Below are 12,361 nucleotides of genomic sequence, written 5' to 3' on the forward strand. Positions count from 1 at the left end.
ATGAATACGCCTAATGATTTACAGTCAAACAACGGGAATTATATGTCTAACATGATGCAAAAGCTAGGGCCGCTACTTGGACTCTTTATTTTAGTAGTCATTGTATCTGTATTAAATCCTAGCTTTTTGGAACCGCTTAATATTTTAAACTTACTTCGCCAAGTAGCGATTAATGCATTGATTGCATTTGGAATGACATTTGTTATTTTAACAGGGGGAATCGATTTATCCGTCGGTTCAATTTTAGCTTTATCCAGTGCATTAATGGCTGGCATGATTGTATCAGGAGTTGATCCGATTTTAGCGATTTTGATTGGGTGTTTATTAGGAGCTGCAATGGGTGCAGTGAACGGCTTGTTAATTACAAAAGGGAAAATGGCACCTTTTATTGCAACACTGGCTACAATGACTATCTTTAGAGGCTTAACGCTCGTTTACACAGACGGTAATCCCATCACTGGACTTGGAGACAATTACTATTTCCAACTATTTGGTCGTGGCTATTTCTTAGGCATTCCAGTACCAGCTATCACGATGATGCTTGCATTTATTGTATTGTGGGTTATTTTACACAAAACGCCGTTTGGACGTCGTACGTATGCAATTGGTGGTAATGAAAAAGCTGCGTTTATTTCCGGAATTAAAGTACCACGGGTTAAAATTATGATTTATTCATTAGCAGGATTATTAGCTGCATTAGCCGGAGCAATTTTAACATCACGCTTAAATTCTGCTCAGCCAACCGCTGGTACTTCTTATGAGCTAGATGCCATCGCAGCAGTTGTTTTAGGTGGAACAAGCTTAACAGGTGGTAAAGGACGCATCGTCGGAACGCTGATTGGTGCACTTATTATCGGAACATTGAACAACGGCCTAAACTTACTCGGCGTTTCTTCGTTCTACCAGATGGTTGTGAAAGGGATTGTTATCTTGATTGCGGTACTAATTGACCGTAAAAAAGCAGCGTAGGAGGGATCATCGTGAAAAAAGTATTATTACTAATTATGTCTTTGTCCGTTTTGTTATTAGGAGCTTGCTCATTAGAGCCTCCAACTTGGGCAAAGCCTTCTCAAAGTGGAGATATTAAAGATATGAAAATTGGCTTATCGGTTTCTACTTTAAATAATCCATTCTTTGTTTCGTTAAAGAATGGCGTTGTAAAAGAAGCGAAAAAACAAGGTATTGAAGTAATTGTCGTTGATGCACAAAACGACTCTGCGAAACAAATTAACGACGTGGAAGATCTATTACAACAAGGAGTTAACGCACTGCTTATTAATCCTACGGATTCTTCGGCTATTTCAACAGCGGTTCAGTCAGCGAACGGTATTGGAGTACCGGTTGTGACGCTTGACCGTTCAGCTGAAAAAGGAAAAGTAGAAGCGCTGGTAGCATCTGATAACGTAAAAGGTGGCCAAATGGCTGCAGAATATGTGGTGAAAACATTAGGAGAAAATGCAAAGGTTGCGGAATTAGAAGGAGTACCTGGAGCTTCAGCAACGCGTGAACGTGGAAGTGGGTTCCATAATATCGCAGATGAGCAGCTAGACGTTGTAGCTAAACAATCCGCTGATTTTGATCGTACAAAAGGGTTAACCGTTATGGAAAATGTCCTGCAAGGAAACCCTGATATCCAAGCGGTATTTGCGCATAACGATGAAATGGCACTAGGCGCTATCGAAGCGATTACTAGCTCTGGAAAAGACATTGCGGTCATCGGGTTTGATGGCAATGAAGATGCTCTTAAAGCCGTTGAATCAGGTGCACTAACTGCAACGGTTGCTCAGCAGCCAGAGCTGATTGGAGAGCTTGCTGTAAACGCAGCGAAAGATGTGTTGCAAGGTAAAAAAGTTGAAGAGAAAATTTCTGCACCATTAAAGCTTGTTACAAAAGAATAATAAAAATAAAGATATAAAGCCTCTTATCTAGTAAACTAGACAAGGGGCTTTACTATTGTGAGAAAGTAAGAAATGTATGATGTTTTTACTATAAAACGCAAGAGAAAAAGTAAATAAACAACCATTAAAGTAATTAAATGGAAATTAATCACGTGAACAAGTTCACAAATTCGCTATTTTTCGTTGTAACAATGTAATATTTCTGTAACATAACGACTTTTTGACAAAATTCTGCGTTGCATATTGGATATTTTTTTACAGTAGTTTAAAAGGTAGCAAGGTAAAAAAACCTTTATACAGTAAGGGTTCATGTGAATGTATGAATAAAAAGTTATACTTATATACAGAAAATGGGAAACTTTTAACGGTATTGTAACATAACTCCCCTCTTTTTTATGGTATAACTATGTCTATGAGGAAAGGGGACTATTACTTTATGAAAATTTTAAAGCGTATGACTCTTGTAGCAGTCACGGGAATGTTCTTCACGGCAGGCATAACAGAGACTCACGCCCAATCGAATGAAGAAGCGCTCCAAAGTACTGAACAACAGCTTAAAGAAAGCGAAAAGGCTGTTCAACAAAAAGAAAAAGAGAAACAGTCAATCGATACGGACGTAAAAGCATTACAAAGTGAACTAGATTCTTTACATAAAGTTATTTCTGATAATGAGAAAGAATTAGCTTCTACAGAAAAGAAAATTAAAGAAGCGAAAAGCATGATCGAAAAAAAGAAAGAAGAGATTGTAGAGCTTCAAGAGAAAGTTCTTAGTCGTAAAGACATTATTGAAGGGCGCTTAGTTGCATTGCAACATGATGATAAATCAAATGCTATGCTTGAAATGGTAATGAATGCTGAAAGCTTTGGTGACTTAGTTGCACGTATGGGTGCAGCAACAACGCTTCTATCAGCAGACAATGATATTTTAAAGCAGCACCAACAAGACTTAGATCAAATTGAAAAAGATAAAAAAGAAATTGATAAGCAAGAAAAAGTACTAGAAGAAGAAGCTAATTTAAAAGCAAAAAAAGCTGAATTAGAATCAAATATCTCAAAACAAACAGCTGCTCTAACAAAGATGCAAGAAAAGTACAGCGCAGTTGTAAGTGATATTGAAACAGCTTCATCTGAAAAAGCAAGCCTACAGTCACAATTAGCAACAATTCAAGATAAAATTTCTGCAGAGCAAAAAGCTGCTAAAGAGCAAGCTGAAAAAGTAGCTAAAGAAAAAGAAGTAGCAGCTCAAGCTGAAAAAGAAGAAAATCAGCGCCAAACAGACCTAGCAACGGCTAAAGCTGAAGTGAAGCAAGAAAAGAAAGTTGAAAGCACAAAGCCAGTTTCTAAAACAGAATCAAAACCAGCATCAAAACCAGCATCAAAGCCAGCTTCTGAATCTAAACCGGATAAAGTAAGCGGAAAAGAAATGTATGTTCAATCAACAGCATACACGGCAAGCTGCGCAGGTTGTAGCGGTAAAACAGCAACAGGTATTGATTTAAAAGCTAACCCTCACTTAAAAGTAATCGCAGTTGATCCATCAGTCATTCCTTTAGGTTCTAAAGTGTATGTAGAAGGATACGGAGTTGCGGTTGCTGGTGATACAGGTGGCGCAATCAAAGGTTATAAAATTGACGTATTCGTACCAAGCAAATCTGCAGCGATGTCATGGGGACGCCGCACAGTAAAAGTAACGGTACTGAACTAACAAAAAGCATGGGACTCTTCCCATGCTTTTTTATTACCCCATTTTAAAAGAAACAAACTGTTAGATATATAAGTTACTAGAGGCTTTAAATTATTAGGGGAAAGAACAGTCCTCATCAACAGCTTCCTGATAAAAAAGCCTCGTGATTGAAATGAAAGATACGACACTTCAGCAGGATTAGCGAGACCCCGCAGTTTACGAGGAGGCTCAGCGCTCGCCCTGCGGAAAGGTGGCAATTTGTAAGGGGAATTACGCCAAGTAAAGAGTGATTTTAAAATCATAAGAAGCAAGAAATGTGTTCATTAAAAGTATGCCAAGTAGCGAGAGTCTTTATTACCTTCAAATAAATTATTGCTGTTAAAAGATAAATTAAGCAAAAAAGTCTCTTTGCAATAGCAAAAAAATCTGTTTTCCCTCTTAATAAGCTAGCTGAGTATATTCTTATAGTGCAAAATACAATCGTTTACAACTTTATAAAGGGCAGAATGCTAAACACCTACATTTTTAATAAGTAATTGAATTTTCTAATTACTTTAACGAAGGGATTTTAGTTAACAAATGGTTAACTTACTCTAAGCTCCTTCCGTCACTAACAAACGTTTCTCTTCTTTTAGTGAAGGTCTTCTTCCTATACAAATTTAATCAAAAGGCAAAAATGTATCATTTTTGCCTTTTATTTTTACCATTGAGTAAATGGCCAATCCTTCATATAATTTAACTAAGTTAATTGTATCCGCTTACATAAAGCTTTCAAAAAGGCAAAAAAGAATTATGTAACGTTTACATCAAACTCAAATTTTGTAAGAAAAAGAAAATGAGTTTATTCAGAGGGGGATTACGATGAAGCGTTGGTTGGGTCTTATCAGCTGTACACTTATTTTCACGCTGATCTTAGCAGGATGTGGAGGGAAATCAGCAGACGAAGCAAGTGGGAGCGGAAGCAATGGAAAAGAGGTAGTTGCTTGGGCATGGAATATTAACGTTCCTGTTTTAGAAAAAGCAGCTGAAGAATATCAAAAAGAAAACCCAGACTTTAAATTGAAAGTTGTAGATATGGGACGTGAAGACGTTTACTCAAAACTAACAACAGGTTTACAAGCAGGGGGTAAAGGCCTTCCAGATATCGTGTTAGTGGAAGATGATCGCTTCCAAGGGTACGTTAATTCATTTCCAAAAGCATTCTTAAATCTATCAGAAAAAGGCTTTGATGAGCACGCTGATAAATTCCCAGAATTTAAAAAGCAGCTTCTTTCTAAAGACGGTGAAATGTATGGCTTCCCGTTTGATACTGGCCCAACAGGTGTCTTCTATCGAACAGATTTCTTTGAACAAGCAGGTGTAGACCCAGCTACAATTGAAACGTGGGATGACTACATTGCTGCTGGTAAAAAGATTAAAGAAAAAGTAGGCGTTGACTTACTTGGTCTTGATTTAAACAATGATGACGGATTATTCCGTATGACATTAACACAACAAGGTACATTCTACTTTGATGACAAAGGTGAACTTAACTTAACATCTAAAGAGTCTCAACAAGCAATGGAACTAAACAAAAAGCTAAAAGATGCTGGCGTTGTTCGTAACACAGTTGGTTGGGATGCTTCAATCAGTGCATTAGCAGAAGGAAAAGTAGCATCTTCTCCATCAGGTGCATGGTTATATGGGTCAATTGAGCAACAAGCACCAGATTTAAAAGGGAAATGGGGCGTATTCTTACTTCCATCATTTGAAAAAGGCGGAAATCGTGCTTCAAACCTAGGTGGTAGTAACTATGTTGTAACAGCAAACAGTAAAAAAGCTGATGAAGCTTACAAATTTATGGAGTACTTCTCAACAACAGATTCAGTTCAAGAAGCAGCAATGGAAGGTGGATTATTCCCTTCATTAAACACTGTATATGATTCAGAGTTATTCACTCAGCCTGATGAGTACTTCAGCAACCAAACAATTTGGAAAACGTTCGCAGATGAAATGCAGGACATCAAACCAGTTAACTTTACTGGAAACTATTCTGTTGCAAATGACGAAGCTGTAAAAGCTGTATCAGAAGTAACGAATGGAAAAGACATCAAAAAGTCATTAGAAGCAGCTGAAAAGCGTTTGGAAAATCGCATTAAGTAAGCATTTACTATAAAAATAGAACGTTAAGCAAGCGTTGAGTTGAATCCCCTGCTATTTGAAGCAGGGGATTCAACTCAAAGTCTCATGCTTGCGGTGTAAAACGGAGGTCATCATGAAAACAAATAAATCATTGCCATATGTCTTTATTGCACCTGCCTTGATCTTGTTTGCATTATTTACGATTTATCCAATCTTTTCTTCGTTTATGTTAAGCTTTCAAACAATGGATGCAGGTGAATATTCGTTTACAGGTCTTTCGAACTATACGCGCCTACTTGAAGATGATATCTTCTGGACAGCGCTTGGTAATACGGGAATCATTTTAATTATTCAAGTTCCAGTAATGATTCTTCTTGCATTAGTGTTAGCAAATGCATTAAACAGCCAGCTACTGAAGCTAAGAGGACTTTTCCGCGTATCCTTCTTCTTGCCAGCGGTTACGTCTTTAGTTGCCTATTCAATCTTATTTTCCATCATTCTTCAAGATGAAGGAATCATGAACACGTTACTTGGGTTCATCGGTATAGATCCAATACAATGGCTAGGAGATCCTTTCTGGGCGAAAGTATCAATTATCGTGGCGATGACTTGGCGCTGGACAGGCTACAATATGGTTATTTTCTTAGCTGCATTACAAAGCTTGTCTCACGAAGTTTATGAAGCTGCGGATTTAGATGGAGCTAATCGCTTCCAAAAGTTTTTCCATGTGACGGTTCCACAGCTTAAACCAGTTATCTTATTTGCAACCATTTTATCAACAATTGGAACGCTACAATTATTCGATGAGCCTTTTAACTTAACTAAAGGTGGTCCAGCTGACTCAACGATGACGCTTGGTTTATACATTTATCAAAATGGCTTCGAATATTTTGATTTTGGTTATGCATCAGCAGTTGCATATGTTGTTGTATTACTAGTGGGTGTATTAACATTCTTCCAATTTAAATTTACGGGTGATAAATAATGAGTGTAGTAGAGAGAGTACAGACGACAACTGTTAACACAAAGCCAAATGTAAATAAAAAGAGAAAAAGTGGATTGCTGCGAAAAATTGGTTTATATTTTTTATTAGGTATCTTCACCGTCATTTCTATCTTTCCGTTTTATTGGATGTTTATCGGTGCTACAAACGAATCAGGCAAGATGTTTACCAATCCGCCAACGCTAACACCTGGCGATCAGTTTATGACAAACTTTCAAAATTTAAATGCATCCATTGACTTAGGACGCGTATTCTTTAACTCAATGTTTGTATCTATTGTATATGTTATTGTGGCATTAATGGTTTGTTCGACAGCAGCTTATGCATTATCTAAGTTTGAATTCAAAGGGAGAAATCTTATTTTCACAACGTTCTTACTGTCGATGATGATTCCTTATCAAGCAACATTAATTCCGCTGTTTCAAATGATGTCTAACTTCAACTTATTGGATACGTATTTCGCGTTAATCGCACCGCAGCTTTGCTATCCATTTGCTATTTTCTTGCTTCGACAAAATTTCTTGGCTTTTCCAACGGAATTAATTGAAGCTGCGAGACTTGATGGAGCTGGAGAGTTTAGAATTTTCTTAACAATTGTTCTGCCTTCTATGAAACCAGCGATGGCAGCAGCTGCAATCTTCCTGTTTATGACGCAGTGGAACAACTTCATGTGGCCTCTTGTTGCAACTACATCAAATGAAATGGCAACATTGCCTGTTGCGTTATCTAGCTTAATTGGCTTATCGTTTATTGACTACGGGCAAGTGATGATGGGCGTTACGATTGCGACGATTCCAATCATTATTTTCTTCCTTGCACTGCAGCGTCACTTTATCTCAGGTATGTTAGGAAGTGCTGTAAAATAAGAAACAAAAAAGCTCCGGTTATTGGAGCTTTTTTCCTGGAAATGATTACGTTTTCAATGTATGCTAGAAGCAAATCAAAAACAAAGGGGAGAAAAGATATGACAAGGATTCCAGTAGCAGTGCAGCTTTATACGCTGCGCGATGAGCTAGAAAAAGATTTTAAGGGTACGATTGAAAAAGTAGCAGAATTAGGCTACGAAGGCGTTGAGTTTGCGGGTTACGGAGGATATTCAGCACAAGAAGTAAGGGAGCTTTTGGAACAAGTAGGCTTACAAGTGGCTGCTAGTCATATCTCATTAGAACAGCTTGAAGAGAACCTTGAAGAAGTTATTTCGTTTGAGAAAGAGCTTGGTAATACAGCGATTGTTTGTCCGTATTTAGCTCCAGAACGACAAACTGAAGAAGGCTATAAGCAATTAATCAGCGTACTAAATCACGCAGAGCGTCGCTGCGCCGAAGAAGGTATTAGGCTTTATTACCACCACCATGACTTTGAATTAAAGGAGCTACCAAATGGCAAGTCAGCTCTTGAAACGATTTTAGATGAAACAAATGTAGGCGTCGAGTTTGATGTGTATTGGCTTACAAAAGCAGGGGGGAATCCTGTTGAATGGATGAAGAAATATCAAAATCGTGCTCGTTTAATTCATCTAAAAGATATGACAACCGATGACAAGCAGCTATTTGCGCCGCTTGGAACTGGCGGAGTGAATTTAACTGCCATTTTAAGTCAAGGAGACAATATGGATGTGAAGTGGTGGATCATTGAGCAAGATCAATGTGAAGGCCCTGCGTTAGATAGCGTTAAACAAAGCTTAGGTTATTATCTACAACATGCATAATAAAAAACACATCTGCGACAGCCGTTTAATTAACGAGTTGTTGCAGATGTGTTTTTTTTATTTAAGGGGTCCATTCAATCTCACCACATTGGTTATTATAGTCAATTTCAACGTGAAAGTCGTGTTTTTCATAAAAATGAACCAATCGATTAACATGGTCCCAATCGCGCTTTGCGATATCACCTTTGATGGTGTGTACGTTTTGGTCACGAGCTACTTCTTTTAAATAGTTCATGCAGATAGAACCATAACCTTTGTTAGCAGGTCCTTTAATATCGCCAATATGAATGGTATGGTCGTCTTCATATACGCCATGAATAGCAAAATCCCAAACGCCTTTATACGCTTTATGACAATTGTTAATCATAATTTTGCATTCATTTCCGTCATTTTGTGCCGATACAATAACTAACTCATTTTCTTCAGGTTGATCAACACCAATGACCTCGTATTTTTTAGCAATTTCTTTCAAATTATCCTGCATTCGATATAACTGAAATTCTAATTCATCTAATGTTTCCTGTAACTCTTCCGCATCTTTGGGTTCTGATGGAGCAAATGCACTTAACACTGATGTAATCTCCTTTCGTCTAATTTTATATTTTAGGAATAATGAAAAATGATAGTAGTGGAAAAAGCGTAGTAGTTATAGATTAAATAATTAGTCATACAAATAAGAATTGAGGTGCTCTTCTTATCATCTATGACTAGGATATATTATTCGTATTATAAAATAAACAACGTTAATTACCGTAACAAATGAAACAATTATTGTCAACGATAACCCTTTATTTTAATCGATTAAATAGGTTGTGTGCAATTATAAAATGAGGTATATTCTCTAGAGTAATAGTTTGGAAATTGACAGGTCTTTATAACTAACAAAAGGTAAAAAAGTATAGTTTAACGTTAATACTTTTAAATGTGGCTGAATGAAAAAATAAAAAAGGTGTTGTCTAAAATGGAAAAATATCAGGTAGCTTTGCTAATGAATATACGCAAGCAGTTGCAGGAATGGTTTGAAAAAAGTCAACCCGTGCAGTATCAAGATGTAAAACGGTTCTTGCATTCGGTGGCAGGTACATCTCAAACCATTGGACTTGAATACTTAGGAAAAGTATCAACAGAGCTTTTGGATCATATTTCTGAACATCCACAGTCAACTTGGCATACAAAAGAACTACAGAGTCTGCTAATCGATATTATAAAAATTTGCTATAAAGATGAAGGAATTGGAATTCCAGAAGAAGCAATAAATAAGCTGTTTACAAAGTTTTATCGCGTTGATAATTCGGATATGAGAAAAATTGGTGGAACAGGATTAGGGCTTTCTATTGTAAAAGAAATCGTTAAATCGCATCAAGGTGAAATTAAAGTTGATTCAGAGTGGAAAAAAGGGAGCACATTCACGATTAGTTTGCCTTTAATGACAACTCATTCCGTTGAACAACTCGACCAAGAAAAAGAAGAAGGTAAGCGTAGCATCATCATTATTGAAGATGATAAAAGTCTAGCAAGTCTGCTGCAGGTAGAGCTAAAAGAAAGCGGTTTTTACGTTCGACATTTCGATCGAGGCGAAGCTGCAATAGAAGCGATACAAGCTAATCCGCCAGAAGCTATTGTATTAGATATTATGCTACACGAGCATGAGATGAACGGGTGGGATATTTTAAAGACGCTGAAAGACGATCCAAATACTGAGCATATTCCAATTTTTATTTCGTCAGCTCTCGATGAAAAAAATAAAGGTATGGAATTTGGAGCATATGCTTATTTAGTGAAACCGTATCAACCTAGCAAATTAACGAATACGATTTTACAAATGATTGTAGAAAAAAATGAAGAGAACGGGGAAATTTTAGTTCCACGATCAGACACAGAATAGCATAAAATAAAATGCTAGAGAAAGATGTGAAAAAAGAGTGGTGAAAGCCATTCTTTCTTTTAAAAAAACTTGAAAACGCTATCATAATGTGGTTTTATTAAACTATAGGCATAACAATGATGACCTTTGAACAACTTTTTCACCTCCTTATTTGATATAAGGAGGCTTTTTTTTATAAATTAGTCATAACTGGCCGATAGTATATAAAAGGGGGACTTATATGGATATTGCTCATATTATCGCAGAAGAAAAAATCAAACAAGCGATTAACGATGGTGATTTTAATGATTTACCAGGAGCAGGAAAGCCGCTGCAGCTAGAAGACTTGAGTCATATTCCAGAAGAGCTGCGTCAAGCATATCGGATGATGAAAAATGCTGGTATGGTTTCAGATGAGAAGCAACTGAAAAAGGAAGTCCTTACGCTTGAACAGCTGGCAGCTGTTTGTAGCGGTGATGAAAAAGCTGAAGTAGAACAAAAGCTAACAGAAAAAAAAGTAATGCTACAGCAAATCATGAAGCAAAAAGGCATGATGTCTTCTCCTTCTTATCGTCAATATCAACAAAAGATTCATGCGAAATTTTTTGACTAACAAACGAGAGACAGCTAATATAGGGATACAATCTTTTAGAGAAATAATATGGTAAAGGCACGATCGGAGGCTAGCAGCTTGAGAATATTCATTTTGCTTCTTAGCATTATATTATTAGTAGCTTTTTGCTGGTATATCTTCTCGTCCCAAACAAAGCGGGCAAGTTCGTCGGGAGAAATACCTGTTTTGTTTATACATGGATATTTAGGAAGTCAAAATAGCTTAGGAACGATGATAAAACGATTTGAAGAAAACAACTGGGGACAAAAATCAGCATATTGTATCGTGAGAAGTGATGGAACAGTACAGTGGAAACAAAAAGGAAAGTTAGCGGGACAGTTACCTATGGTACACGTTGTCTTTAAAAAGGCAGATGCAAGTCTTGAAGAGCAGACGAAATGGGTTGGGCGTATTATCGATGACCTAAAGAAAATGTATCATATTTCCTCTGTTGATTTATTAGGTCATAGTATGGGTGGTTTAACCGCTACAGCCGTTAGCTTAGAAAGACCTAAAGATGTTCATAAGCTTGTAACACTTGGTTCCCCATTAAAAGGCTTAGACTATGGTGAACTAATGGAAATGTATCCACGTGCAAAGAATTACCAGGCGTCTGAAGGAGCTCGTGATTTAGTTTTTCATTCCGCTGCATTAAGAGACATGCATGCTAGGAAAGAAGATTTTGCACAACATATTGATATATTTTCCGGAGCTGGAGATATTGGCGATGGTACGGATGGCGTTGTAACGATTGAAAGTGCATATGGACTTGACTCATTTACCGAACATATTCATTTTCAGACATTCCATGAGTCGCACTCAAATTTACATGAGAGCAAAGAAGTCGATGAAGCCGTTTATCAATTTTTAAAGAGAGATTAAAAGCATGTATATGACGACATATGCATGTTTTTTTATTTATCTGAAAAAGCATAGTTGACATTGATAATCATTATCATATAAACTGATAATAATTATCAATTACTGATTGAAAATAATAAGCTTTTTGAACATAAGACAAACTTAAAGAGACTCAGTTGAAATGTATAAATAGAAAAGGAGAAAAATCAATGGATAAACATTTAGTGGTAATAAAGGCATTTAGTCATGAAGTAAGCTGTTGTTGTCCTGGAGAAAGTCATCAACACGTCATTACCTTCCACCAAGGAGATGTATGGACGCTTACAGATGAACGGAAATACATTGATTCGTTAGGCTGGCATTCGTTGATGGATGTCAATCGAGAGTTTCAATGTTTCATAAGTACTGAAGAGCTTCAGGATTTATATCTGAGCGGAGTCATCTGTTCAATATTAGATGTAGATCTTCAAATGAATCATTTGAACTTTAAGATTAACGAAGCACTTGATACACAAAACCGAGAATTATTCCATTCGATGGTTAGCAAGCGATTTAACTTACAAAAGATAAGAGATAAAGTGGATGCAATTTATGCACAAATTGTTTAAA

At 36.9% G+C, this 12,361-nt stretch carries 12 protein-coding genes; 11 read left to right on the forward strand and 1 reads right to left on the reverse strand.

All coding sequences use genetic code 11. The features are described 5' to 3' along the window. The 7 genes from rbsC (at position 1) to MKZ18_RS04995 (ending at position 8,414) form a co-directional block, all read left to right on the forward strand. Entirely contained in the window at positions 1–969 is a 969-nt protein-coding gene (gene rbsC, locus MKZ18_RS04965; RefSeq protein WP_025910385.1) for a ribose ABC transporter permease, read from the forward strand. A 35-nt stretch (positions 970–1,004) separates the two neighbouring features. Continuing rightward, a complete protein-coding gene (gene rbsB / locus MKZ18_RS04970; RefSeq protein WP_242529457.1) occupies positions 1,005–1,898 on the forward strand; it encodes a ribose ABC transporter substrate-binding protein RbsB in 894 nt (297 codons plus the stop codon). A gap of 436 nt (positions 1,899–2,334) precedes the next feature. After that, positions 2,335–3,603 carry a 3D domain-containing protein gene (locus MKZ18_RS04975; RefSeq protein ID WP_341344502.1) on the forward strand — a complete coding sequence of 423 codons (1,269 nt, stop codon included), beginning with the start codon at positions 2,335–2,337 and terminating at the stop codon, positions 3,601–3,603. 840 nt (positions 3,604–4,443) lie between these two features. Continuing rightward, positions 4,444–5,724 (forward strand): ABC transporter substrate-binding protein, encoded by a 1,281-nt coding sequence (locus tag MKZ18_RS04980; protein WP_341344503.1) that lies wholly within the window; start codon positions 4,444–4,446, stop codon positions 5,722–5,724. A 112-nt stretch (positions 5,725–5,836) separates the two neighbouring features. Beyond that, positions 5,837–6,688 carry a carbohydrate ABC transporter permease gene (locus MKZ18_RS04985; protein ID WP_025910389.1) on the forward strand — a complete coding sequence of 284 codons (852 nt, stop codon included), beginning with the start codon at positions 5,837–5,839 and terminating at the stop codon, positions 6,686–6,688. A gap of 77 nt (positions 6,689–6,765) precedes the next feature. Further along, positions 6,766–7,572 (forward strand): carbohydrate ABC transporter permease, encoded by an 807-nt coding sequence (locus tag MKZ18_RS04990; RefSeq protein WP_025910390.1) that lies wholly within the window; start codon positions 6,766–6,768, stop codon positions 7,570–7,572. Between the two features lie 98 nt (positions 7,573–7,670). Then, entirely contained in the window at positions 7,671–8,414 is a 744-nt protein-coding gene (locus tag MKZ18_RS04995; protein WP_025910391.1) for a sugar phosphate isomerase/epimerase family protein, read from the forward strand. A 61-nt stretch (positions 8,415–8,475) separates the two neighbouring features. Here the strand turns inward: MKZ18_RS04995 and MKZ18_RS05000 are convergent, their stop codons facing one another. After that, the gene (locus MKZ18_RS05000) at positions 8,476–8,985 is read right to left on the reverse strand and encodes a GNAT family N-acetyltransferase (protein WP_025910392.1); all 510 of its coding nucleotides are present in this window, start codon (positions 8,983–8,985) and stop codon (positions 8,476–8,478) included. 390 nt (positions 8,986–9,375) lie between these two features. Between MKZ18_RS05000 and MKZ18_RS05005 the strand changes: the two genes are divergently transcribed. From MKZ18_RS05005 to MKZ18_RS05020, 4 genes are all read left to right on the forward strand, one after another. Beyond that, positions 9,376–10,299: an ATP-binding response regulator gene (locus MKZ18_RS05005; RefSeq protein WP_341344504.1), complete on the forward strand. Its 924-nt coding sequence runs from the start codon at positions 9,376–9,378 to the stop codon at positions 10,297–10,299. A gap of 220 nt (positions 10,300–10,519) precedes the next feature. Next, positions 10,520–10,891 carry a DnaJ family domain-containing protein gene (locus tag MKZ18_RS05010; protein WP_138117309.1) on the forward strand — a complete coding sequence of 124 codons (372 nt, stop codon included), beginning with the start codon at positions 10,520–10,522 and terminating at the stop codon, positions 10,889–10,891. A 48-nt stretch (positions 10,892–10,939) separates the two neighbouring features. Further along, positions 10,940–11,773 carry an alpha/beta fold hydrolase gene (locus MKZ18_RS05015; RefSeq protein ID WP_224840052.1) on the forward strand — a complete coding sequence of 278 codons (834 nt, stop codon included), beginning with the start codon at positions 10,940–10,942 and terminating at the stop codon, positions 11,771–11,773. A gap of 188 nt (positions 11,774–11,961) precedes the next feature. Beyond that, entirely contained in the window at positions 11,962–12,360 is a 399-nt protein-coding gene (locus MKZ18_RS05020) for a hypothetical protein (protein ID WP_025910402.1), read from the forward strand. The last annotated feature ends 1 nt before the right edge of the window (position 12,361 follow it).

This window comes from Priestia sp. FSL W8-0001 (genome assembly GCF_038050335.1).
Taxonomy (GTDB): domain Bacteria; phylum Bacillota; class Bacilli; order Bacillales; family Bacillaceae_H; genus Priestia; species Priestia flexa.

Bases quoted from the DNA above. Each gene is read 5' to 3' on its own strand.
- MKZ18_RS05015 (WP_224840052.1), top strand. From the start codon at position 10,940: ATGGTAAAGGCACGATCGGAGGCTAGCAGCTTGAGAATATTCATTTTG.
- MKZ18_RS04980 (WP_341344503.1), top strand. From the start codon at position 4,444: ATGAAGCGTTGGTTGGGTCTTATCAGCTGTACACTTATTTTCACGCTG.
- MKZ18_RS05005 (WP_341344504.1), top strand. From the start codon at position 9,376: ATGGAAAAATATCAGGTAGCTTTGCTAATGAATATACGCAAGCAGTTG.
- rbsB (WP_242529457.1), top strand. From the start codon at position 1,005: ATGTCTTTGTCCGTTTTGTTATTAGGAGCTTGCTCATTAGAGCCTCCA.
- MKZ18_RS05020 (WP_025910402.1), top strand. From the start codon at position 11,962: ATGGATAAACATTTAGTGGTAATAAAGGCATTTAGTCATGAAGTAAGC.
- MKZ18_RS04975 (WP_341344502.1), top strand. From the start codon at position 2,335: ATGAAAATTTTAAAGCGTATGACTCTTGTAGCAGTCACGGGAATGTTC.
- MKZ18_RS04995 (WP_025910391.1), top strand. From the start codon at position 7,671: ATGACAAGGATTCCAGTAGCAGTGCAGCTTTATACGCTGCGCGATGAG.
- rbsC (WP_025910385.1), top strand. From the start codon at position 1: ATGAATACGCCTAATGATTTACAGTCAAACAACGGGAATTATATGTCT.
- MKZ18_RS05010 (WP_138117309.1), top strand. From the start codon at position 10,520: ATGGATATTGCTCATATTATCGCAGAAGAAAAAATCAAACAAGCGATT.
- MKZ18_RS04985 (WP_025910389.1), top strand. From the start codon at position 5,837: ATGAAAACAAATAAATCATTGCCATATGTCTTTATTGCACCTGCCTTG.